General features: G+C 26.8%; 23 protein-coding genes and 1 tRNA gene. 15 read left to right on the top strand and 9 right to left on the bottom strand.

Going from position 1 to position 23,925, the window contains the following annotated elements; translation table 11 throughout:
- Positions 1 to 40: 40 nt before the first annotated feature.
- From ACH5BK_RS04690 to ACH5BK_RS04655, 8 genes are all read right to left on the bottom strand, one after another.
- Positions 41 to 1,303: a homoserine dehydrogenase gene (locus ACH5BK_RS04690; RefSeq protein WP_404304934.1), complete on the bottom strand. Its 1,263-nt coding sequence runs from the start codon at positions 1,301 to 1,303 to the stop codon at positions 41 to 43.
- Positions 1,304 to 1,311: 8 nt separating this feature from the next.
- On the bottom strand, positions 1,312 to 2,526 hold the full coding sequence (locus ACH5BK_RS04685) for an LL-diaminopimelate aminotransferase (RefSeq protein WP_404304932.1): 1,215 nt from the start codon (positions 2,524 to 2,526) through the stop codon (positions 1,312 to 1,314).
- Between the two features lie 4 nt (positions 2,527 to 2,530).
- Positions 2,531 to 3,340, bottom strand: coding sequence for a hypothetical protein (locus ACH5BK_RS04680; RefSeq protein ID WP_404304930.1), 810 nt, complete (start codon positions 3,338 to 3,340; stop codon positions 2,531 to 2,533).
- Between the two features lie 9 nt (positions 3,341 to 3,349).
- Positions 3,350 to 4,039 (bottom strand): 23S rRNA (guanosine(2251)-2'-O)-methyltransferase RlmB, encoded by a 690-nt coding sequence (gene rlmB / locus ACH5BK_RS04675; RefSeq protein ID WP_404304928.1) that lies wholly within the window; start codon positions 4,037 to 4,039, stop codon positions 3,350 to 3,352.
- Positions 4,040 to 4,076: 37 nt separating this feature from the next.
- Positions 4,077 to 4,883, bottom strand: coding sequence for a 16S rRNA (cytidine(1402)-2'-O)-methyltransferase (gene rsmI, locus ACH5BK_RS04670; protein WP_404304926.1), 807 nt, complete (start codon positions 4,881 to 4,883; stop codon positions 4,077 to 4,079).
- Between the two features lie 5 nt (positions 4,884 to 4,888).
- The gene (gene rpmE, locus ACH5BK_RS04665; protein WP_404304924.1) at positions 4,889 to 5,086 is read right to left on the bottom strand and encodes a 50S ribosomal protein L31; all 198 of its coding nucleotides are present in this window, start codon (positions 5,084 to 5,086) and stop codon (positions 4,889 to 4,891) included.
- 80 nt (positions 5,087 to 5,166) lie between these two features.
- Positions 5,167 to 6,042: a tRNA (adenosine(37)-N6)-dimethylallyltransferase MiaA gene (miaA, locus tag ACH5BK_RS04660; RefSeq protein ID WP_404304922.1), complete on the bottom strand. Its 876-nt coding sequence runs from the start codon at positions 6,040 to 6,042 to the stop codon at positions 5,167 to 5,169.
- A gap of 31 nt (positions 6,043 to 6,073) precedes the next feature.
- A complete protein-coding gene (locus ACH5BK_RS04655) occupies positions 6,074 to 6,271 on the bottom strand; it encodes a hypothetical protein (protein WP_404304920.1) in 198 nt (65 codons plus the stop codon).
- 118 nt (positions 6,272 to 6,389) lie between these two features.
- On the opposite strand from ACH5BK_RS04655, the gene mqnP reads away from it, so the two are divergent.
- The 3 genes from mqnP to ACH5BK_RS04640 all read left to right on the top strand — a co-directional run bounded on the left by mqnP (position 6,390) and on the right by ACH5BK_RS04640 (position 8,258).
- Positions 6,390 to 7,247, top strand: a complete 858-nt coding sequence (gene mqnP, locus ACH5BK_RS04650; protein ID WP_404304918.1) for a menaquinone biosynthesis prenyltransferase MqnP — start codon at positions 6,390 to 6,392, stop codon at positions 7,245 to 7,247.
- Positions 7,248 to 7,327: 80 nt separating this feature from the next.
- Complete coding sequence (locus ACH5BK_RS04645; RefSeq protein WP_404304916.1) at positions 7,328 to 8,131, top strand: GGDEF domain-containing protein; 804 nt, start codon at positions 7,328 to 7,330, stop codon at positions 8,129 to 8,131.
- A gap of 50 nt (positions 8,132 to 8,181) precedes the next feature.
- A tRNA-Arg gene (locus ACH5BK_RS04640) sits at positions 8,182 to 8,258 on the top strand.
- Between the two features lie 35 nt (positions 8,259 to 8,293).
- On the opposite strand, the gene ACH5BK_RS04635 is transcribed toward ACH5BK_RS04640, so the two are convergent.
- Entirely contained in the window at positions 8,294 to 8,935 is a 642-nt protein-coding gene (locus ACH5BK_RS04635) for an HPP family protein (RefSeq protein WP_404304914.1), read from the bottom strand.
- Positions 8,936 to 9,139: 204 nt separating this feature from the next.
- Between ACH5BK_RS04635 and ACH5BK_RS04630 the strand changes: the two genes are divergently transcribed.
- The 12 genes from ACH5BK_RS04630 to ACH5BK_RS04575 all read left to right on the top strand — a co-directional run bounded on the left by ACH5BK_RS04630 (position 9,140) and on the right by ACH5BK_RS04575 (position 23,911).
- Positions 9,140 to 9,718, top strand: coding sequence for a hypothetical protein (locus tag ACH5BK_RS04630; protein ID WP_404304912.1), 579 nt, complete (start codon positions 9,140 to 9,142; stop codon positions 9,716 to 9,718).
- Positions 9,719 to 9,782: 64 nt separating this feature from the next.
- The gene (locus ACH5BK_RS04625) at positions 9,783 to 10,463 is read left to right on the top strand and encodes a hypothetical protein (RefSeq protein ID WP_404304910.1); all 681 of its coding nucleotides are present in this window, start codon (positions 9,783 to 9,785) and stop codon (positions 10,461 to 10,463) included.
- A 106-nt stretch (positions 10,464 to 10,569) separates the two neighbouring features.
- Positions 10,570 to 11,292, top strand: a complete 723-nt coding sequence (locus ACH5BK_RS04620; protein WP_404304908.1) for a hypothetical protein — start codon at positions 10,570 to 10,572, stop codon at positions 11,290 to 11,292.
- Positions 11,289 to 12,047 (top strand): hypothetical protein, encoded by a 759-nt coding sequence (locus tag ACH5BK_RS04615; RefSeq protein ID WP_404304906.1) that lies wholly within the window; start codon positions 11,289 to 11,291, stop codon positions 12,045 to 12,047. Before ACH5BK_RS04620 ends, ACH5BK_RS04615 begins: the two co-directional genes overlap by 4 nt.
- Positions 12,047 to 12,763, top strand: a complete 717-nt coding sequence (locus ACH5BK_RS04610) for a hypothetical protein (protein ID WP_404304904.1) — start codon at positions 12,047 to 12,049, stop codon at positions 12,761 to 12,763. Before ACH5BK_RS04615 ends, ACH5BK_RS04610 begins: the two co-directional genes overlap by 1 nt.
- Positions 12,764 to 12,832: 69 nt before the next feature.
- Positions 12,833 to 16,096: a hypothetical protein gene (locus ACH5BK_RS04605; protein ID WP_404304902.1), complete on the top strand. Its 3,264-nt coding sequence runs from the start codon at positions 12,833 to 12,835 to the stop codon at positions 16,094 to 16,096.
- 9 nt (positions 16,097 to 16,105) lie between these two features.
- Positions 16,106 to 17,761, top strand: a complete 1,656-nt coding sequence (locus ACH5BK_RS04600) for a hypothetical protein (protein WP_404304900.1) — start codon at positions 16,106 to 16,108, stop codon at positions 17,759 to 17,761.
- A 1-nt stretch (position 17,762) separates the two neighbouring features.
- Complete coding sequence (locus tag ACH5BK_RS04595) at positions 17,763 to 18,779, top strand: hypothetical protein (protein WP_404304898.1); 1,017 nt, start codon at positions 17,763 to 17,765, stop codon at positions 18,777 to 18,779.
- A gap of 9 nt (positions 18,780 to 18,788) precedes the next feature.
- Positions 18,789 to 20,510 (top strand): GspE/PulE family protein, encoded by a 1,722-nt coding sequence (locus ACH5BK_RS04590; RefSeq protein WP_404304896.1) that lies wholly within the window; start codon positions 18,789 to 18,791, stop codon positions 20,508 to 20,510.
- Positions 20,498 to 21,250 (top strand): hypothetical protein, encoded by a 753-nt coding sequence (locus ACH5BK_RS04585; protein ID WP_404304894.1) that lies wholly within the window; start codon positions 20,498 to 20,500, stop codon positions 21,248 to 21,250. Before ACH5BK_RS04590 ends, ACH5BK_RS04585 begins: the two co-directional genes overlap by 13 nt.
- Positions 21,247 to 21,732 (top strand): hypothetical protein, encoded by a 486-nt coding sequence (locus tag ACH5BK_RS04580; protein WP_404304892.1) that lies wholly within the window; start codon positions 21,247 to 21,249, stop codon positions 21,730 to 21,732. Before ACH5BK_RS04585 ends, ACH5BK_RS04580 begins: the two co-directional genes overlap by 4 nt.
- A 1-nt stretch (position 21,733) precedes the next feature.
- Positions 21,734 to 23,911, top strand: a complete 2,178-nt coding sequence (locus ACH5BK_RS04575) for a hypothetical protein (protein ID WP_404304890.1) — start codon at positions 21,734 to 21,736, stop codon at positions 23,909 to 23,911.
- The last annotated feature ends 14 nt before the right edge of the window (positions 23,912 to 23,925 follow it).

The raw sequence follows: 23,925 nt of genomic DNA, 5'->3' as shown, positions 1-23,925 counted from the left end.
AAAAAAGAAGTAAATAATAAAATTTATAAAATAGAGGAGTTTAGTCCTCTATTCTAATCATCATAGGTTTTTTAGTAACCACACTAGTATCTTCTAATGTTTTAATGGCATCATTGATATTTTTTTCAACAGATGTATGCGTTGAAAGTAATATGTGTGCTGTTTCATCGTCAATTGGTTTTTGAATCATTTTTTCAATAGAAATATTTTTATCTCCTAAAATATTTGCTATTTTTCCTAGAACTCCAGCTTTATCTTCAACCGTAAGTCTTAGGTAGTATTTTGTTTGGATATCATCTTTTTTCATTAAAGAAAGTTTTTCACTATTTGGAGTTTCAAATCCAAGCATTGGTGATCCTTTACCTCGTCTAGCAACATCAATGATATTAGCAATTACAGCAGAAGCAGTAGCATCACCACCAGCACCTGGACCATAATACATAGTCTCACCAACTCTATCTCCTATAACAGAAATACCATTCATTACTCCATCAACTTTAGCAATCATTTCATCATTTGGAATAAATACAGGATGAACTCTAAGTTCGATTTGGTTTCCTACTTTTTTAGCAATTGTTAAAAGTTTAATTGAATAGTTAAACTCCCCTGCAAACTCAATATCAGCAGGTTCAATATTTTCAATACCTTCAATTAAGATATCTTCTGGTTTAGCATCTATACCATAAGCAATTGATCCAAGAATTAGTAGTTTATGAGCTGCATCAAATCCTCCAACATCAAATGTTGGGTCAGCTTCTGCATAACCTAATTCTTGTGATTCTTTTAAGATAGTGTCATAATCAACACCTTCATTTATCATCTTAGTTAACATATAATTACAAGTACCATTCATGATACCTCTAATAGTATCAATATTATTAGCTGTTAAACCTTCTCTTAAGGCATTAATAATTGGAATACCTCCTGCAACAGCTGCTTCATATTCAAATGCAGTATCACCAGCTATTTCTTGTAATTCATATCTATGGTATGCTAATAATGCTTTATTAGCAGTAACCACAGCCTTACCTTTTTCAAGTGCTTTTTTTACAATTTCATAAGGTTTTTCAATTCCACCCATTAATTCAACAACAATATCAATTGATTCATCGTTTAATACTTCATCAACATTATCTGTTAATTTTATTGATACATCTCTATCTTTATTTAAGTTTGAAACTACACCTAGTACAGGTTCTATTTGTGTACCAGCTCTTGCAGTAATAATATCTTTATTGTCTCTTAAAATATTTGCAACACTAGCTCCAACAGTTCCTACACCGATAATTCCTACTTTTAACATTTTTATTCCTATTTTTCTAAAGTTTTTAAATAATTTTTTATATTTCTTGCAGCTTGTCTAATTCTTTTTTCATTTTCAATTAAAGCAATTCTTACATATTGGTCACCATATTTTCCAAAACCAATACCTGGACTTACTGCAACTTTTGCTTCTGTTAGAAGTTGTTTTGAGAACTCCATACTTCCTAAATGTTGAGCACATTTTGGAATTTTTGCCCAAATAAACATTGAAGCATTTGGAGTATTCATTTCCCATCCTGCATCTGCAAAAGCTTCTAACATAACATCTCTTCTTTTATGATACTTTTCAATATGCTCTTCTACACAATCTTGTGGTCCATCAAGTGCTACAGTAGCTGCAACTTGAATTGGAGTAAACATACCATAATCAAGCCACGACTTGATTCTTTTTAATGCTCCTACAAGCTTTTCATTTCCTGTGATAAATCCAACTCTCCATCCGGCCATATTATAAGACTTAGATAAAGTAAATGATTCAACTGCTACATCTAAAGCACCTTTTGCTTGGAAAATTGATGGAGTTTTGTAACCATCAAATGTGATATCTGCATAAGCAATATCAGAGATGATATAAAATCTTTCTTTTTTAGCTAAATCAACTAGTCTTTGGTAAAATTCAGGTGTAACTGTTGCACACGTTGGATTATGTGGGAAGTTTACAACCACAAATTTAGCTTTTGGTATTGACTCGTCTAAAGTTTTTTGTAATCTTTCAAAAAATAAATCTTCATCAACTTTATATTCATCATCAAAACTTAATTCAAATTTATGAATACCTGCACCTGCTAACATAAAAGCATAAGAATGAATAGGGTATGTAGGGTCTGGTACAACAGCTGTATCTCCAACATTTACAATAGCTTGTACTAAATGCACATAACCTTCTTTAGATCCCATAGTTGCACAAGCATGTTTATCTGGGTCTAACCCTTCTACTCCATATTTTCTTTTATACCAATTACAAATAGCAAGTCTTAATTTATAAATACCTGCACTTGCACTATAACCATGATTTTTTGGTTTTTGTGCTGCTTCTGTTAATTTATCAGTGATATGTTTTGGTGCAGGTCCATCAGGATTTCCCATTGAAAAATCTATAATATCTTCACCATTTCTTCTTGCTTCCATTTTTATATTGTTTACCTCTGCAAACACATAATTAGGAAGTCTTTTCATTCTTTCAAACTCTATTTCAGGAAACACTTTTTTACTCCTTAGTTATACTAATCCCTCTTCTTAAATTTGTAAGGGAATATAAATCATCTATTTTGATATAGGATGTATCTGTTGGTACATCAACTTTAAAACTTCTTTTTTGACTATTTTCTTTAATAATTTCTATAATATTCATATTGTTATCATAAAAAGTAATATTAGGATGCCATCTATTACCTGTATGTGATTCTATATTTAAAGTAGAAGCATTGGCTATACTTATTATATAAGGTTTAATAGGTTTTTTTAAAATAACATCATTATTAATAGTTAAGTCTTCAACTTTTGCTAATTTACTATTTGTAAAATCAATTACATAAGTAAATTTAGAGCTACCCTCTTTAATTATATTTAGTATCTTGCTATTTGTTTTATCAAGAGACTGTGATAATCTAAGAGGGTTGATGGCGACATCAGTTTTTAATTTTATTTTCCATAGTAATTTATTTTTTTCGTATTTAGCTTCTTGCGTAAAATAATAATAGTGTCCCAATGATTTCAAGATATCTTTTACAATAAGTAGAGATTTTTTTTGTTCTCCTATAAGTTTGAATTCTATATCAATATATTTTGTAGAAGAGTATTTTAGTTTTAATAAATTGTTATTACTTAATTTTTGTGTTACTAAAGTATAGTTTAATTTACCATTTTGATAGTAATCACTTTTTTTTGAAAAAATAAAATTTATTAAGTTTTTATGAGTATTATAAGTATTTGAACCTAATAAATTTTCAATTTTTATATCTAAATTTGCACTTAATGTAATACTTAATGCAATTATTAAAACTAATTTTTTTATCATTTTTAATCTCTATTTTTTTAAGTTATAAATTAATATTCCTGCTGCAACTGATACATTCAATGAGTCAAAATCGTGTTCCATTCCAATAGATACTTTTAGATCAAGTTTCTTTTGGACTTTAGGAGATATTCCCTCTCCCTCACTTCCTAAAAATAAAGCTACCTTATCTGTTTTTTCGATTTTTCCATATTTTTTTAAATCAGTTCCATCCATTGTTGCACCAATTAGTGCAAAACCACATTGTTGAAGTTCATTTGCTAAATCAACACTTTTTGGATAAAGTGCAAAAGGTACATCTATTAGAGAACCTGCACTTGTTCTAAAGATTCCTGAGTTATTTAGGGTTCTTACGTTTGAAGCTACAATTCCTTCAACTCCAAGTGAATAAGCTGTTCTAACAATAGCTCCAATATTTCCTACATCAGTTAATCCATCTAATACTAAAATAAAGTTCATATTTTTGATATCTTTGATATCAGTATATTCAAACTCTTTTAGTTTTAAAAAGAAGCCTTGATGATTCCCACCTTTTGAAAGGCCTTGAGCTTTTTTATTATCAAGCTTGATAATCTTTTTACCAAGTTTTAAAAACTTAGAGAATAGCTTTTTATCTATCTCTTTAGAAAACATTACTTCTTCAATTAAATGGGGGTGTTTGTCTAGTACATAAAGTACAATTTGTTTACCGTATATTATCATGGCTAGATTTTATCTAAAAAATCTTGATAAACCTCTTTTACATTAGTTCTTGGTAAATTTCTTTAGTTTTTCTTCCTGTCATTTTTGCTAAAAGTTTAGCTTTTATTTTAGGTGCTATATCTAAATCTTCAATATCTTTTAGACTCAGAGCTTCTCCCGTTTTTGCTATAGGTTCTATCACTACTACCCATTCGCCTTTTATTTGAGTTTGTTTTAGCTGTTCAAATAAATTTAAAGCTGTATCTTTATATGAAGTTTGATAAAGTTTTGATATTTCTTTTACTAAAAATATTGTTCTATTTTCATCTTTTTTAGATAGTTCTTCTAATAGTTTTAGAAGTCTATGGGGTGATTCATAAAGTATTGCTAGTTTATCATCGTTTAAAATAGCATCTAGTTTTGAAGTTCTTTCACTTCCTTTATGGGCTAAAAAACCATGAAATGCGAAAGTAGTATGTGTAAACCCACTCATTGCATAAGCAGTTAAAACTGCATTGGCCCCTGGTAATACATCATATTTTATGTCATTTTGTATACAAAAATCTACAAGTGTTGCTCCTGGATCAGAAACACAAGGCATTCCAGCATCACTTACATAAACAACATTTTTAGTAAAAGCTTCTTTTGATAAAGTTTTTAATACTTGATTTTCATTATGTGAATGAAAAGATTGATAAAGTTTGTTTGAAAAGTCTAGGTTATTTTTTTCACCTAGTAAATTTAGAAGTTTTTTTGTGACTCTTGTATCTTCACAAAAAATTAGTTCCGCTTCCAATAGAACATTTAAAGCCCTTAAAGAAATATCTTCGAGGTTTCCTATTGGAGTTGGAACTAAAGTAAGCATAAATATTATTTGTTATATTTAGCTTTGAATTTCTCAACTCTACCAGCAGCATCAACAATTTTTTGCTCACCAGTAAAGAATGGGTGACAAGCAGAACAAATATCAATTCTCATAGTTTCAACATTTGATTTAGTTACAAATGAGTTACCACAAGCACAAGATACTGTACACTCTTTATAATCTGGGTGGATATCTTTTTTCACGCCATATTCCTTATATTAATTAATGTAAAATAAAAGATCAAATCTTATGTTGTCCTTTATTAAACTCTTGTAAAGCGGGATTATAGCGAAAAATACTTAATAATATCTGAATTTAAGTTTTCTATTATATTTGAAGTTTTGTTTTCAAATTGTCCTTTGTTAAAAGTATTTTGTCTTTTTGCTAGCTTAGCTGTATTTAAAGATATTTTTTCTTCTAATTGTTCTTTATTTATTTTTCCATCAAGATATTCTAATGTTTCAATAATTCCAATTGAACTCATACAGTTTGGTTCTCTTGTATATTTATTTTCTAAGTAAATTACTTCATCAATTAAACCATCTTTTATCATTTGCTTTGTTCTGAGACTTATTCTTCTTCTAAGCTCATCTCTATCCCATAAAATCTCAAATATTTTAAGATCTGGAGCTATTGGTTTTTTGGGATTTTCTTTAAAGTATTGAGTTGGTGTTAATTTTGAGTCTTTATAAATAGCATAAGCTTTTTCTATTCTGTATTTGTCATTTTTCTCAATTTTTTGCATATATTCTTTGTCTAAAGAATAGAGTAAATCATAAGCTTCATCTACAGGTATATCAAGTTTTATTTTTGAATTTACACCAATAGACATACCTTCAATTAATGTTTTTAAATAAAAACTTGTTCCACCTACGATGATTAAACTTTTATTATTTTCTTGGGCATATTTTTTTGTTTTTTTATAAAGTTTTATAAATTCTATTACATCAAATTCTTCATTTGGATAAACTTCATCTATCCCGAAATGGATAATATTATCTCTTTCATTTTTTGTAGGTTTTGCAGAAGCAATATCAATTTCTTTGTAGACACTCAAAGAATCAAGTGATAATATAATAGAATCTGTTTTTTTAGCTATCTCAATTGATAAGCCAGTTTTTCCTGAGGCAGTTGAGCCAATAATTGCTATTTCTTTCATATTTTCATTCTAGCTAAGTTTTTGTGAAAGATTACTTTGAGGCTTCTTTACAAGCTTCTAGTTTTTTATTAAGCTTGTTTATTTCTTTTTCTTTTTCAATTAGTTGTGATAATAAGTCTGAAACATCTTCTTTACTTGAATCTAATACATCTGTTTGTGATTTTGTTACACAAGCCGTAAAACTTATAGAAATTAAAATAATTAAAATAGGTGTTAATAGTTTTTTCATTTTTCTTCTTTTTTCAGTAATATAAAATTTTAATACCCTCATTATACTTATATTTTCTGAGTTTATTTTAAATAATATTTTAAACTTACATTTTTAATTAATTTGATAGAATTCTCCCATGGAAAAACTTATAAAAAAAATTAACGACTTCAATGAACTAGTGATGTTTAAACACTCAATCTTTTCACTACCATTTATATTTATAGCGATGGTTGTAGCAGCAAAAGGTTGGTTTGGCTTTAAACTTCTTATTTTAGGTATTTTAGCTGCTTTAACTGCAAGAAACTTTGCTATGGGCTTCAATAGATATATGGATAGAGATATAGACGCTTTAAACCCCAGAACAGAAAATAGACCAAATGTGGACGGAAGAATTTCTGTAAAATCTATGCTTATTTTTAATATAGCAAATGCTTTAGGTTTTATAGCTGTAGCTTATTTTGTAAATGATTTAGCTTTTTATTTATCAATTCCAATATTAATAATAATTGGTTCTTATTCATATTTTAAAAGATTTTCATATTTAGCTCACGTAATTTTAGGAATATCTTTAGCTTTAGCTCCCATAGCAGGAGTAGTTGCTGTAAGTGAAACTATACCTTTATGGACTATACTTTTAAGTATTGGGGTTATGTTTTGGGTAGCAGGGTTTGATTTACTTTATTCATTACAAGATATGGAAGTAGATAAAAAATTAAAATTACACTCAATTCCTTCAAAGTTTGGTGCACAAAAAACTATGTTTATTTCAAGAGTGTTTCATATTTTAACAGTTATTTTCTGGTTACTGTTTGTTATTACATCTCAAAGTGGTTTATTCGCTTATTTAGCAGTACTAATAAGTGCTATAATGCTTACTTATGAACACTATTTAGTGAATAAAGATTTTACTAAAATAGATAGAGCTTTTTTTACTGTAAATGGTTATTTAGGAATAGTATTTTTTATTTTCATTATAGTAGATAATCTTTTATAAGTTATATTATTTGTTATATAATATAAATTTTTGTATTATTTATGTATAATATTAAAAAATATTGTAAGGAATAAATATTTATGAGTGAAAAACTAAGAGAAGTAACATATCTAACTGTAAAAAATTTAAAAAATAATGACATAGTTCTTCCTGGAGATTATTCAAAAACATTTGCTCAATTTGCTAAAGAACTTAAAGTAGATATTGATAATAAAAATACAATATTACAAGAGTTACAATATGATACTAATATAGTAGATAAAATTGTAAAAAGTACAAATGAAAACCTTGATAATATAAAAGAATCTACAAAACAAGCTAAAGTTGCTATTGAAAATAAAGATGGAGAAGCTTTAAATTCAATCACAAATGAATTAAGTCAAATGCAAAAGCAAATACAGTTTTTACAAAAAGAACTTTTTTCAGATAGTTTAACATCAGCATATAATAGAAAATGGTTTATGGATTATTTTTTAGAAAATGAAAGCTTTAAAGAGTCAGGGAAACTTTGCTTTATTGATTTAAATAAATTTAAAATTATAAATGATACTTATGGACATCTTTTAGGAGATCAAGTTTTAAAATATCTAGTAAAATTTCTTTTAAATGAATTAAATCATAAAGGTGTAGATGTTGTTAGGTATGCAGGTGATGAATTTATGGTACTATTTACAGGTGATAGTTTAAACTCTTTAGACATAAATAAAACTATGAAAGAAACTCAAGAAAAATTATCAAAACAAAAACTAAAATCTGCAAAAGTTCAAAGCTTACAATTTTCTTTTTCTTATGGAATAGTTGATTTTAAAAAAGGTGATAATATATCAAATATATTAGAGCAAGCAGATGAACTAATGTATGAAAATAAACAAAAAAATAGGTAGCTTAAATTTTTTAAGTTTACCTATGTTAATATTCCAATCTTAAAACACAAGCGTCTGTGGCTCAACTGGATAGAGCGCCGGGTTTCGGCCCCGGGGGTTGTGGGTTCGAATCCTACCAGGCGTGCCATTTAAAACAAATACATATTTAATCAAAATATTATATCATCCCCACAATTGTAAAGATGGGATATTTGAAACAGCTTTTATAATATCTGTTTTTGATACTATTCCTACTAGTACATCATCTTCATTTACAACAGGTATAGCGTCTAACTTAAAATCAATCATTACTTTAGAAACTCTTCTTATATCTGATATTGGATCGGTTGCGATTAGTTCATCATTTTGAATATCTATAATTCTTTTTTGTAAAATTATTCTTGCTTCATCAGGTTCTTGCATTATTTCATTTAAGATGATTTTTTTATTTATTAATCCATATATTTTTTTTTCATTATTTACTACTGGTATTTGACTTACTTTGTTTTCTTTTAATACTTTATAAGCTTCATCTAGTGTGGCTTTATTTTTTATATAAATACAGTTTTCTGTCATAATATCTTTTACGTGATAAACTGGTTCATTTGTATCTATATTTGCCATTTTTTTATAGCTATTTATTGCTTGTAAGTTTGGATTTTCTTGAGAGTTTTTTTTATTTTTTGAATCCATATATTCTTGAAAAAGTGTATCATCATCAGGTTTTAATCTAACTTCTCCTGGTGCATCTGTAGTTTTCAATTCATATAAGTTGTCTGCTGTACTTCTAAAACCAACACTTCCGCTATTATAGATTGCAAACATAATATGTCCTTTGTTTTTTATATCTTAATATTTATTATTTAATAAAAGGTTAACTTAATAAATTATAAATAAATTTATTTAAAAATTATTGATTTGTTATTTTTGATAATTTTTAGTAAATTAAAATTATTTTTTTTAAAAAATTATACATTTTTAAAAAATATATAGTATAATAAAGTGAAATGCAAGTAATAAGGAACTCTTATGCCATATTTAGTAGCGTCTATTTTAGCTGTTTCATCTGCTATGATTATTATGCTTACTAGATATGAAGCTGATGATAGTACTATCCAAGCTGAACTTAAAAGAGTAGAATCTATGTTTAGTTTGATTGATGGTTTTGTAAATGTTTATATTGAATCTGGTGAGAGTGTGACTACTGCAAATTTTGAAGCGTTAGATGAAGATGATATCTTATATGATAGTATTGAAACTAATCCAAATCCTTCAACAGGGGCTGGTGTAAATACTACAATTACTTTTCAAAATAGTGGCGTTACTTGGAGGATTGTACCTTCATCAGAGGTAAATAATGGAGCTTCATTAACTCCAAGTATTACTTTTGATACTAGCTCTTATATATTATTTATGAACTTTACAAGTGATTCAACTTTGATGTCAAAAAACAGATTTTCTGAAAGTTTTATAGGGAGAGAGTATTGTGAAAACAATCTTTTTGGAACATTTAGAAATGATTTTGTATCGTATAATAGTACAACAAAAGAAATAGCTGACACAGGTAATAATAGTGATGGTATTTTAGCTTGTATTATTTATAAGTAGAGCTTGAGTTTATATTATTTAAGGGTGGTAGGTAGGTAATGAAAATTAAAAATAAAGGATTAAAATGCCACAACTGATAGCAATGGTAATCGTAGTAGTTGGAGCAATGATTTATATGTTCCAAACATTCGGGGGAACTGGTGATAAGATTGAGGGGATTGCCCAAAAGACAAGTATTATTACTGAAATTAACAATATTAGAAATGGTGTACAATTAGCAGTTAGAGCAGGAGATATAACTAATGATGGTACTACTACAACTACATTAAGGAATTTAGCAGAATTAGGATATTTTGCTGATCAAATTAATAATGAAATTAATGATAACAATGTAGCAGGGAATGGAAATACTCAAGACAATGCTTATAGTGCAATCTCATTCGGTGGAGAGGATAATCCAGGAATGATTATAAATCTTGTAACTGATAATACAGCAGATACTGCAGACAATATATCAAATAGACCGGGATTAAGAGTAAGACTACTTGGAGAATTACAAAACAATGTAGCTTTTTTAGAAAGTCAAATTGCATCTGATTTAGAAGCTATTGCTTCAATTGATAGAACTACTACAGATGGTACACCTGTAGTATTAGATGGGAATGGAAATGTACCTGCTGCTAATAGACCAGCTGATGTTACTGTACCAGCAGGTACAGCAGCAGGTACAGCAGCAGATAATTTAGATGATGGAATTTTTACTATTTATTTCAAAGATATGCCTGCAAACGTAGAGCAAAACTAATTATAAAAACCAAAGGCTTAGCCTTTTGGTTTTAACCTCTAAAAAACTAAATCAGAGTATTAATACATACTTTGTTTTAGTTCTTTAACATAAGAAAGGATAAAAGATGATAGGAAATATATGGGTATCCTCAGCTATTGCTATTACTCTTGTGTTTACTGCATCTGTTTCTTATAAAGCTTATGAAGATATTCAAAATGCTAAAAATATTCAACAAAGTTTTGAACTAATTACAGAAATAAAAGAACTTATTTCCAAGCAGTACAATAAAGACCCAAGTCAAATTACTAGGGATGAGATTATAGCTTTCTTACCAAAAGGTAAAAACTGGGAAAAAATTCTTTTAAGCGATAGAAGAAGTGGTAATATTCATAATGATTCTTTATTAAATGAAAATGCAGAATTTATCATAGATGAAAATGAAAAGATAAAACTTCTTGCTTTAAAAGCGAAGCTTAAAGAGTATGGTATGCAAACAAGCACTACTCAAAATGGAACAGAAATAAACTTTCAAATTGGTATGACAAATAAAAACTCTTTACATGAAGATGAAATAGTTCAAAATAGAGTAGAAAAGACTATAGAGTTAATATCTCTTGCTATGCAAAATTCAAATAGTAAATCTTCTATTGTAGAGATGATAGAGAATAATACTCCTTATAGTGTTATTTATCAAGATATGAAAAACTTAGATAGTGAAAGCTTGACTCAATCACAATTGAAAGAAAGAAAAGAGGCTTACTTTAAAAATAGAATAAAACAAAAACTTCTATCTAGTAAAAACTCAAGAGATATGAAAATATATAACGAATTAAAGGATGAATTATGATAAAAATCTATATGTTTATATCTATTTTTATTTGTTCTTCTTTAGTTGCTAATACAAATGAAGTAGATACAAGAACTTTTGATTTTGAGCAAAGACAAGAAGTTTTACAAGAGCTTAAAAATGTTATTCAACAAGAAGAGTCTATTGCTAAAGCTTATGAAGTTTATTTATTGGAAAACTATAAAAGGCCCGCTTCTTTTACCGATTTGAGTTCAGTTTTAGGGATAAGTTTGAACTCAATGATTTTGGAAAACAACTCAGATTATTTTAAAAATATAGTATTAGATGGAGCAAAAAAAAGTATAAATTATAGATTGACAAGTCTTATTGAAAAAGATACTTTTTTAAAAAATATGTATGAGAGTGATACTTTTAGAAAAAAAACTTTTATATATAATAATAAAATTCAAATAATACTTGAATCAAATCTTGCTAAAAATATTTATAATCTTATAAATACACAAAATAAAAATTTGATTTCATGTGATAATCCTCTTTCTGGTAAATATTGTATAAAAAAAGATTTAACGGGCATTAATAAAGATCATATTTACATCTATGAAACAAGTTTAAAAAATAGACTTTTGATGTACTATTATCCTAAAAATTATGAAAAAGGGCCTATTGTAATAATAGATGATATTTCTTTTTATGATAATATTGAATTTAAAGAACTTCCTCTTGGAGTGGTATTGTATGATTTTGAAGGGGAAAAATATCTTAAAACTAAAAGTACAATAAGAAAGGTAAAATAATGAAAATAGTATATTTACTTATTATCTTTTGTACTTTTAGTTTTTCAAATGAAAAATATATAGAGCAACGAAATGTTTTATATACTCAAAACTTGGTAAATCTCGAAGAAAAATTAGCAAAAGAGTATGAAAGATATCTTTTGACTAATTTTAAGATTCCAACAATGAGTGATTTAGTCAATGATAAATTTCTAGGGACAAATTTTTCTGATAAAAATCTTATGGGAGAACAAATTGATTTTAAAGATGCAAAAAATTTAAAATTAAAATTTGGGATAAGTAGAAAAGCCGAAGATTATATGGTAGAAATTTATAAAAGAGATTTATATCGTGATAGAACTTCTGTTTATATGGATGGTACAAATACAAGTATTGATTTATCAAAATCTTATGTAGAAATTATTCTAAAAGATGAAAAAGCAAAAACTATTCATAGTATTTTAAAAGATGGGTATATTATAAGGAAGAATTGTCAAGGTACTAATAAAACAAATGTGTTTTGTAGTATAAATAAACACTCAATTAGATGGTATTTCAATGATTCTAGTTGGATAGAATATAATAAAAAACTTTTTACAAAGGGAAATATAACTATAAAAAATGTAGGAAAAACAAACTCAAAACTAAATAACTTAAAGGTTGGTGTATTTGTTTTTGAGGAAAATGGTTCTAAGTATATTAAGTTAGCAAATAATCAAATTATGAAGGTGGAATAAATCAAAGCTTTAGTTTTAATATTAGTTCTTTTTAGCATTGTTTTTTCAAGTAATGAAAAACAATCCGTAATGAATGCCGTAAAAAAAGTTATTCAAAAAGAAGAATATATTGCTCTTGCTATTAATAAATACATTTTACATACAGGAAAAATTCCTAAAAATGAAAACACAGGAGTATTAGACTGGAGTTTATTGTTAAATAAAGATTATTTAGGTTTAAAGTTTGATAAAAACAATCCTCTAACAAATGCAGATATTGATGTAAAATTTGATGAAAATAATAACTGTTTTATTAAAGGTGCATTAGTAGATAATAAAAATTATAATAAGAATAATAGATACTTTTATAATTTTTATACAAATAGAATTTTTAGAGTAAATACACAAGCTCCTAAAAATAGTACTAAAATGGAAATTCTAAAAGGTTCACAAGTTCTATATGATAAAACACAAAAACAAATTGTAAATTTATTAAATGATAATCAATTAGTAGTTTTAGATAATAAAAAATGTCCTGAGGGTAAAAACTACTATGAATTAAAAGGAAGTAGTCTTGTTTATAAATATTGTGAAAGTATAAATAATCATTTTGAAGTATATCAAGAAGAGCCAGTTTATGTTGAGGATGTGAATAATTTACTTCATATAAAAGCAAAAATTGGAGACAAAGCTTATGCTTTAAAAAATGGACAATGGTTTGAGTATTATTATCAAGGTGATGTTGAAATACCATGGGTTCCTGTAGCAACAGGTAGTGCTTTAAATAATCAAAGTGAAGATGAGGATATTGAAGATAGAATTATTTCTTATATACCAAACTCTAAAGATTTAGTTATTAGAAGAGATGGTGGATGTATGTTAGCAAATGGTGATATCTTTTGTTGGGGGAATAATGATTATAAAAAAGTAGGGATTAATTCTTTTGGTCAAATAGATAAAACTTTAAGTCCTGATTATGTAAATACTCCTGTTATGTTAAAAGTTCAAATTGATGATGAACAAAAAATTGGTGGTGAATCAAGAAGAGATAAAAAATGGTATAACAATCCTTATCGAATAAAATTTGAGAAAATGTCTTTAAACAGTACTAATGTATGTGCAATCTCTCCTATCTTTAATTTTTTTCAATCAGGTATTACTTACAAGTTTGGTGGAGATTTATATTGTAATGGTTTAATAAACTCTACTTATTATGAAGACATGCAAACTCAAATAAATTCAAGTTCAATCTTAAAAAGAAATAAGTTCTTCGCAAGAGGGAAAGATGATAAACGAGATAATTCAAATGCAATATATCTAAAAGATTTAGTAATGGTTGAAGATATCATCGCTGTACTATCTGATAAGGGAGAGATTTATACAATAGGGAAAAACTATAATAAGGCTTTAGGTATTAACAAAGATGATACTTTTTATACTTCTTTAACTCCTATTAAAGTTTTAGCTGATGGGATAGATTTTGAAAAAATTTTTGCATTAAGAGATACAAGAACTTTTGGTGCAATAGATACAAATAAAAACTTTTGGATATGGGGTGAAAGAAATGGAACTAATTATAGTAAACCAACTAGAATTTCATCTACGAAGTTTAATCCTGATGCTATTTTTGTAAATACAAATGAGTTTGTTTTAAAAGGATTAGATAACTATTTTTATAGAACTATAAAAGAAGATGATAAAGAAGATGATATAAGAAAAATTTCTTCAAGTACTATACCAGAAGATGCAATAAGTGTTTCTTATTATAAAGAAAATACGGGTAAAGAATCTATTCTTTATATCAATAAAGAACTTGAATTAAAAGGAGATTCTTCACTTTTAACATGTAAAAAACCAAATGGCACTAACTGTGTGACATCAGATAAGTTATTTGAAAAAGCAATTAATAAATTAAATACAAAAGAAAATATAATAAATAATAAAAAATATGCAAATTTTTCAAATGTATCAATTTTTAAGTTAGATCACAATATAAAAGAAATAAACGAAGATTATGAAGATGATACCATAGGATGGAATAAAAAAAATGTTTATAATGGTGGAGAGGAAGCTACAAGATTTTTAGGAAGATATTCAGGAGAAAGTTCAAATAGTGATTTTTTAAATAAAACATTTAACTTTGGAAGCTCTTATGCTAATGAAAGTGTGACGATAAAATTAGACTTTTATGAAATTGATTCTTGGGATAGAGAATATTTTAGAGTATATGCAAATGATGTGAAAGTATTTGAAAAACAATATAGAATAGATTTAGATGATACTTTTGATGATGGTGGTATTAAAATAAACGTTGATGGACAAAGTGGTTGGTGGGGACCTACTGAAAAACATGCTATTTTAATAAATACAACACTTAATTCAGCTGGAAAAATAAAACTTGGCTTTTCTACTACCTTAAATGGAAAAGTAAGTGAAGAGTCTTGGGGGATTGATAATTTACAAATTTTAAGAAGTTCTGATGGTAAAGTATTAGCAAAAGAAGATTATGAAGATGATACAATTGGATGGAGTAATAAAAGTAGAACAAGAATTTTAGATAATGGGGATACTACACAAATACCAGCAACTACATTTTTAGGTAGATTTCCTATTGTTGACTGTAGAGAAGGGGTAATAAGTTGTTCTAAGGATTCTTTTTCATTAAATAAAACCTTTTCTTTCCCAGGTTATGCAAATTATGAAGTAGAAATAGAGTTCGATTTTTATGAAATTGATAGTTGGGATGGAGAAAGATTTGAGTTTTTCGCAAATGGAGAGTTATTGGCAAAAGACCATTTTGTAAAGGATTTTCAACAATATGTAAAAGATAGTAATATTACGGGTATAGATTTACAAGATAATATTAGACCTGAAACAGGTTATGCCGAAGATCAAATGTATAGATATAAACTAAGAACGAAGCTAGATTCTAATGGTAGATTGAGATTAACTTTTAAAACTTCTTTAGAGAAAACAGACCCTTTTTATGCAAATGAATGGTCAGATAAGTGGTATAATAGAGGTACTATAGAAGACGTAAATAATGAATCTTGGGGTATAGATAATTTAAAAATTAAGTTAAAAGAAACAGATAAAAAATTTGTTTGTGCAATGACTGGGTTTGAAAGTGCTTCACAAATGTATTGTTGGGGAAATGTTGCTAGAAGTATTCCTATTATAAATACTTCATTGTATGATGTAACAAAAATTGATACAATAAATAAACTTTTTATTACACAAGATATTGACAAAAAACAACAAATGTCATACGATGAATATTTTAATGACGGAAAGTTGTTCTTAAAATATCCTACGTATATAGGTGGCTTTGATTATGAATTTTATTTTAAGTAAGGGAATTAGATGTTGAAAAAATTAAAGATTATAAGTATTTTTTTATTGAGTATATTATTTGGAACAGGTTGTTCTCAAAATTATCATAATGAGATGATGACACGTGCTAAAAAAAGTGTAAATAAAAAAAGTTTGATAAATATAAAAGAGTCTTATTCCCAATCTTTAGTTAATGAAAAAACAAATAAAAGAGATTATATAGATATCTCAAATGAGAAGTCATTATCAGCTGTTTTAAAAGAGTTAGAGCTTATAGATGGAAACTTTTACTTTTTAAAAAGTAGTGATTTATTGATTCCTAAAAGTAGAATGAAAATTCATAATATGTCAGAATTAAACCAATACTTAAATGCTGTCTTAGATAAAGAGTTATTTATTAAAAAAAGTGGCTCTATATATTTAGTGAAGCTATTAAGTAAGAGTGAAGCAAAAAGACAATCAATCGATAGAATTGCTTTTAAATTAGATGGAGAGATTTCCGTTGAAGAGTTAATGAAACTTATTACATCAGAATCTGGGTATGAAATATCAATTGGTTCTTATATTGAAGATACTCAAAAATTCCAAGATAGTATTATTTCAGTAAATACGAAAAATTTGATAGATGCAATAGACTCTATTGCTAATTCAAAAAATGTTTATGTTGATATAGATTATGATAAAGAAGTAATCAATATAAAAAGATATAAAGATGTTGTTGTTGAACTAAATATTCCTGTACTTAATCTTAAAACAACAAATGAAACATCGACAAAAGAAACATCAGGTGAAAGTACTATAGAAAATAGTTCTCAAATTGTTTTATATGATGAACTAAATAAAATGCTTGAAAATATAATCTCAAATGACGAAATTTCAACTTACCATATTGATAAAGCAAGTGGATTGATTTTCTTAAAGTCTACAAAATCTGTAGAAAATGCTGTAAGAACAATTGTAAAAGCTTATGAAGAGAGCTTTTCTAAAGAAACTACAATAGAGTTTGAAAGAATTGAGTTAGTCTTAAATAAAGGTAGAGAGTACGGAATAGGAACATTATCTTCAAATAGACAAACAAATGCAAATGCAGGGGTTGTAAAAAATATAAATGATGGAGGAACTTTTTCCTTTGTAAGTGATAATGCAAATAGACTTTTAAATTTAACTGGAACAGCAAATAATGAAGTAGGGAAAATCTTAAATTATAGTAAAAATGTTATTGTTTTAAAAAACAATATTCCTTCTGTTCAGTCAATTAGTCAAAATACTGATTATATAGAAAAGATTGAAACAACAAAAGATGAGAATGGAAATATTACTTCTGAGGCTACTGTAAATACTATAAAAGATGGTACATCTATTACAGCAATGGCAAAAATTTTAAGGGATAAGATTTTCTTAAATATAACTCCAAATATTAAAAAACTTATAAAAATTGATTCTAAAAAGATTGGAGATGCAGATATTCAACTTCCTCAATATAAAGATCAAAGTTATAATATTTCAAGAGAAGTTTCTTTAGGTGAAACAGTAGTTGTTGGTTCTATAATTGTTCATGATGATACAAAAGATTATCAAGGTGTTATTCCTTTAGAGGGATTTGCTGTAGGTGGTACAGATTCAAAAAAATATGTAAGAAGAGAAATTGTTTATATTGTTACGGTAAAAGATATAAAAGGTTTTTAATATGAGTATGTTTAAAGATCCTTATGAACAATTTCTTCTTGATTATTTAGTGACAAAGCTGGAAAATGGTTCTAATACAAGAAAAGCTTTGCTTTTATATAAAGAGCAAATTACAAGAGAAACAAACTTTAAAAAAAGACTTGAAGCTGCAATAAGAGATATGGAGTTAGGAAAACATAAACTTGAAGCAATTCTTTATAGAAATAAGTTTTTAAACTCTTTTCAATATAGTTTAGTAGTTAATAGTACTAATACTATTGATGGATTGAAATTAGTTTTGTCCTTTAAGAAAGCTAATTCAAATCTTTTAGTAAAAATGATAAATCCTATTTTTGTGCCAATGGGAATAATAATCTCAACTTTTTATGGCTTAGGTTTGTATATAGATATGCTTCAAAAAGAGTTAGTTAATTTAAGAAAGTTAAATCCAGATGTAGAACAATTTTTAGGGATACCTGGTTATTTTACCCATGAAATAGCTTATATGGGCTTAGGTATATCAATTTTTATTACTTTATTTATTTTAATAGGATATGTTTATACTGAAAAGCTTAGACCTGCATGGTTATATAAAGTATTTAAAACACAAGCTTTTTCAGATGGTAGATTTATGTTTAGGATTTTAAATGGTATGTTAAGTGCTGGTATTTCTTTTCATAAGACTTCTTTAATTTTATCAAAAGATTATTTTAAAATTGGTCATAGACCATTTTTTAGAGAATTAGCAGATGTAATACAAAAAAATAAAAAACTTTATACAGTTTTTGAAAAATATAATTTTCCTACTATTATAACAGCAGATATAAAACTATCAGAGTTAAGTAAAACTAGTTATTCAGCTGTAACAAAAGCTTTATATCAAACTTGTGATACTATGTATGAAAAGAATATTGCTTATATGGTTCTTCAATGGAGATTCTTTTTTTGGTTAATAGCTATGCTTGTAACGGTTGTTATAGGTTCAGATATTATTAATTTAGTTATTAGTACGTTTACTTTTAAAACTTTATATCAATAAGAGTTTATGATGAAAAATATAATAAAAGATTTTTTTAAAAAGAGTACTAAAAAGATATCTTTGATATCTTTAACTAATTTACTGGGAACAGAAACAAAAATAAGTAAAAGTTTACTTCCAGAAGATAATCAAAATAGTAAATATAATATAAAACAAAATATACAAAATTTTAAAGAAAAAACAAATAAGTATATAAGTAAAAAAAATAAAGATGAAAGAAATTTATCAGAAACCATAGAAAACATGATAAAAAATAAGTATAAGCTTATTGGTGGATATGGAGATTTAATAGCAGATGAAAATAAATACAAAGAGTTTGTAGAGAGTTTAGGATATGAATATTATCCTTCTTATGCACAATTATCAGAAAAATATCAAGATACATCATATCAGTTAAATGAAGAAAAACTTGAACTTTGTACAAATATGTATATTATCACTTTAGAAGATAAAAAGAATAAAAATAAAGTTTTAGGTATTAGGGATGTAGTAAACTTAGAATTTGATATTTTAAGTAAGTTTTATTTTACAAAGATTGTTATTTTAGGAGAGGGGGTTTTATCTTCTGTATTTGGTGAAGATAGAGAGATTGTTTTTACTTCTCAAGATGATGTAGATAATGATGATGAAATTAATAAATATTTTGAAAAGATGATGGGACAAGCTGTTTTATTAGGTGCTTCGGATATACATATTCAAAAAAATACAAGATCAGCTTCTTTATGGTTTAGAATTGATGGTATAAAACAAGATATGGGTACTATGCCAATTGCATTAGCAAAAACTTTAAAGAGAAGACTGGTTACTATGGCTGATCAAGAGGATTCAGATTATGAATCAATTAATGGTATGATAAATTATGAATATGGTAAAAAGAATATAAAATTCAGACTAGGTCTTATCAACTCAAAAATGAACTTTTCACTTGTAATGAGAATGATTGGAGGAAAAGGTGTTGTTTCTCATAATCTAAGAGGTTTAAATTATCCAGAAGAAACAGTGAATATTTTAAATAATTTAACAAAATATGCAAATGGTATGATTTTGATTACAGGACAAGTAGGTTCTGGTAAAACACACTTAATGTATGCTCTTTTACAAAAACTTGCACAACAGCAACAATATATAGTTACAATTGAAGACCCTGTTGAGTATGTAGATGATTCTTTCTTCCAAATTGATTTATCAGAGTTTGCTAGTGCGAGTGAAGAGTTTAAGTATGGTTACCCTGAAGCTGTTGTTGATATCTTAAGACAAGATTCAAATATTATTCTTATTGGAGAAACAAGAGAACCAGAAACAGCATATCAGTTGGTAAATGCTTCAAACTTAGGACAATTAGTATTCTCTACGATGCATACAAACTCAGCTCCTGCAACTGTATCAAGAATGACTAGTTCTTTAGGTATAAATGAAGGAGATATTGTAGATAACTTAAGAGGTATTGTATCTCAAAGATTAGTTAGAAAGCTTTGTGATTTTTGTAAAAAACCTGATGGAGAGGGTGGATATAAAAATGTTGGTTGTGAAGAGTGTAATAACATAGGATTTAAAGATAGGGTTCCTATTGCTGAGGTAGTAAGATTCAAAGTTGGATATGGAGGTGACTTTGATAATCCTGCTGAATATATGACTGTTGAGAAAGCTTGTATGGCTCAATATAATGAGGGATTAATTACAAAAGAAGATGCAACGGCAATTATAAGAGGTGAAGAATTATGGTACGATTAGTTATAACTGATTTTTCATCAAGACAAGAGAATGAAGATTTTTATATTAATGATGAATTTGATGTTTTACAAAATATGTTCACGTATAGTTCTTTTAAAAAGCATAGTGTTCTTTTATCAAAATATGAAACTAGTAATGAGGTATTTTCTTTAAATCTTTTATCTAAAAAATATTTAGATTATAATCAGATTTTGGTACATATAGCAGATGAAGAGTATTATATTCTTTTTAATCATAAAACAGTTTATACAGCAAAAATTAATCCAAATTTTATTACAGATGATATTACAAAATCAATTTTAATTACAAAACATATAGCAATGCTTTCAAGTGGTGGGGATATTGAAAATATATATTATGTTTTAAATTCAAAATATGATAGTGCAATTGAAAATATATTTATACAGAATACTAAGTTAGATAATGGAGAGATAATTGCAAAAAAATTAGGAGATGTAGATAAGTTAGTAGATGAACTTTCTCCTTTGGATACTCTAAATACTTATACTTTAAAAAGTTCATATATGCTAGGCTTAATAATATTTATAGTTTCAATTGTCTTTTTTGCATTACCTGCTTTTGAGAAAAAATATATTAAAAAAAGCTCTTTATCTTCTTTAGAAAATAATATAAAAGTACAAAAAAGATCTATTTTAAGACAGAAAATACTCTTAAGAACAGCAAAAAGAAAACAAAATGAATTAGTACAGTGTGTAACTAAGAAAGGAGTTTTAAAATGATTAGTTTTAGTAATAAAGAAATAAAAGCTTTTTCAAAAATTGCTATACTTATTCTTTTTATTTATATTGTTTCTTTCTTAGCTATTAAAGCAACCTCATATTATCAAACACAGATGAAGAAAGAACGTTTGACTTTGGAGTTAAGAGATAAAAAAATAGAATTTACTAAGCTTAGAAATGAAGTTAAAAAAGTAAAAGAACAAACTCAAAAAATAAAAGATAGCTATATTTCTCAAGATGAACTTTCTAAAAGAGTTACAAAAATATTTGAAAGAATGTCTATATTTGACTATAATTTAAAATACCTTAGCTCTAAAAAATTATGTATTGATAGATATATAATAATTGCACAATTAACAGCTAATAGTGACAAAGGAAGAGAAGCTGGTGAGGGAATATTATCATATTTAGGGAAAATAAAAAAAAGTGAAACTAGTGATACTTTATATTATATAGATTATGTAGCAAGCCCAAAGGATTAAAATGAGAATATTTATTTTATTAATCATTTCTATAAATATTTTAACTGCTAATGCATATATAGATAATATAACTTTTCAAAAAATTAAAAAGCTGGTTCAAAAAGAAGAGCTAATAGCAAAAGCTTATAAAAACTATATTTATAAATATGGTAAAACACCTACTAATATGAAGGATTTAAAAGACAAATCAGAAATTTTACCTGCTGGTTTTACTACTTTAAATTATTTTAATAAACCAATAACTTTAACAAATATAGAAAATACGAAAATAGAAGTTAAACTAAATAGTGATTTACCTAAAGTTTTAAAAGAAAAAATAAATGTTTATGAGTATTATTATTCAAATAAGAATAGAGTTTATACTATTGCCCCAATTACAAGTCATAATAAAAGTATAAAAATCAAGTTATCAGAAGAAGATAAATATATTATAGAGTTTCAAGATCAGATTACTACAGATAAAACAGAGGCGAGAAATAAATATTATTTAGATGAACATGGAGTTTTACATTGGTATGATAATAGTAATAATTATAAGTTCTCTTATGGGAAAAATCTGATTCTTGATTCTAGTGTAAATATTTTTGATGAAATAACAGGTTTATATGATTCATCATTTAAATCTTTATTTCAATCTAAAAAAGTTCTTTATACAGGACTGCAAATATTTCATACAAAAGAAAATAAAGTTTTAGAATATTTAAACCTAGGAGAAAAAGGTAAAATAATAAAAGTAGGAGAAACTAGAAGAAGTTTAGGTGAAACTATATTGAAGTTTACAAGACGGGGAGGAGGAATGATTGTAAATGGAGATATTTATACTTGGGGAAATAATGCAAAGCAAGTTGTGGGAATTGGTAAAAATACATATACTACAAAAAATGGTGAAATAGGAAAAGGTTATCCTGTAATTAATACTTTAGTTAAAGCTAAAGCAGTTACTTATGAAAATGATATTGATAGTAAACAATACTTTTCTTCTCCTTTAAGACCCAAATTCATTGATTTTACTTCTGATGTTTGGCATAGTACTTGTGGTGTTTCAATAAAAGGTGAATTGTATTGTGGTGGAACAGACTGGAACAATAATATTGAATTTGAAGGGAAAAGTAGTTCTTCTGAACTTTTATATAGAAGTAAGTTCTTTAATGGTGTAGACTTTAAAATAAAAAAAGTATTTTCTTTGTTGGCAACATATATTGCATTGGGAAAAGAAGTAGCTGATACTCAAGCTGGATATCTTGTTTATTATTGGGGAAATAATAATACAAGAGGATATGGAGCAACAGGAAATAATTTAAAAGAAAAAGTAACAACACCTAAAAATGAATCTAAAATAAGATTTATAGACTTAACTTATACAATCTCTGAACCATTTAGAAGAGTTGCTGGAATAACATTAGATGGAGATATATATACTTGGGGATTAGATAATTCAATAACTAAAATGGATGTTTGTGTTCAAAATACAAGTGAAGGGAATATTAACTTTTGTGAACCACAAAAGGTAAAAAGTGATGTTAATTTTATTTCAATTTTAGGTGGACAACAAGGTTTTATTGCAAGGGATGATGAAGGACAATTTTATAGGATAACTCAAAAAAAAGTAGGCTCTTATGGTGGCTTGGCAAAAGTTGATAAAATTAATGATCTTATTAAAAACTACAGTGATTATGACTTAGAAAATGATAGTGAAGTCTTATCAGCTGATTTATCAAGTAAACTTAATAGTGGTGGAACTCTTGAATATGGGGAAGGAATAGTTTGGGTTAATAAAAAAAATGAACTAAAAGGTGATTATTTTACCTCTGATAATAAAGATGATAACTTTTTTAAAGAAGCAATAAAGAAAATAAAATGGAAAATGATTCGAGTTGTAGAAGATCAAAATGGTATGTGTGGTATTGATACAAATAATCAAATGTATTGTTGGGGAGATATGACATTTTTTGGTGGAGAAAATAATGCTGGGAACACTTTCATGTTACCAATGTTTACAGCAAATTTACATGATGAAAATAAAGATTTTCTTATGGCAGAGGGGGGAGATACTTTTGAAGGTAGTAAAAATGTAACAAATATGACTTCTGGTGATTGGGAAAAAGGTGAAAAGAAAGAGTATTTTATAAAATATCCTACTTACTTTGGAGGATTTAATTATGAGTTTGAATTTAAATAGAAATTAAAGGGAAA

This window comes from Arcobacter sp. YIC-80 (assembly GCF_044841725.1).
Lineage (GTDB): Bacteria > Campylobacterota > Campylobacteria > Campylobacterales > Arcobacteraceae > Arcobacter_B.
This window is presented reverse-complemented; position numbering and strand designations above follow the sequence as displayed.